Source organism: Flavobacterium silvaticum, from assembly GCF_012911565.1.
Classification (GTDB): domain Bacteria; phylum Bacteroidota; class Bacteroidia; order Flavobacteriales; family Flavobacteriaceae; genus Flavobacterium; species Flavobacterium silvaticum.
In genome coordinates, this window is record NZ_JAAMPU010000038.1 from 1 (window position 1) to 296 (window position 296).

1 protein-coding gene is annotated in these 296 nt (G+C 58.4%); it reads right to left on the minus strand.

Going from position 1 to position 296, the window contains the following annotated elements; genetic code table 11:
- A partial coding sequence (locus G6047_RS00125; RefSeq protein ID WP_169525271.1) for a T9SS type A sorting domain-containing protein occupies positions 1 to 296 on the minus strand: 296 nt, incomplete at both ends.

Consider the following 296-nt stretch of genomic DNA (forward strand, 5'->3'; position numbering starts at 1 on the left):
CTATCATGTCGTACACACGTACCTGCACGGCTTCCTCCGAAGTGGAATCCAGGTCGAGCGAGAAGCTCTCGGCATACGGGTTCGGGAACACCGTGGCGTCGAAACGCTGTGCGATCACTTCCGGCTGTTGTGTCCCGTCCTGGCGCAATACCCCCGGAGCATACACGAAACAAGTCTCGCCGAACGGTGAATGGTAACCCGTGGTCCTCACGGCCACACGTACCATGTACTTGCCGCCCGGTATGTAACCCGGCACCATGCTGAAGTTGAAGTAGGACAGGGTACGGTCCACGATC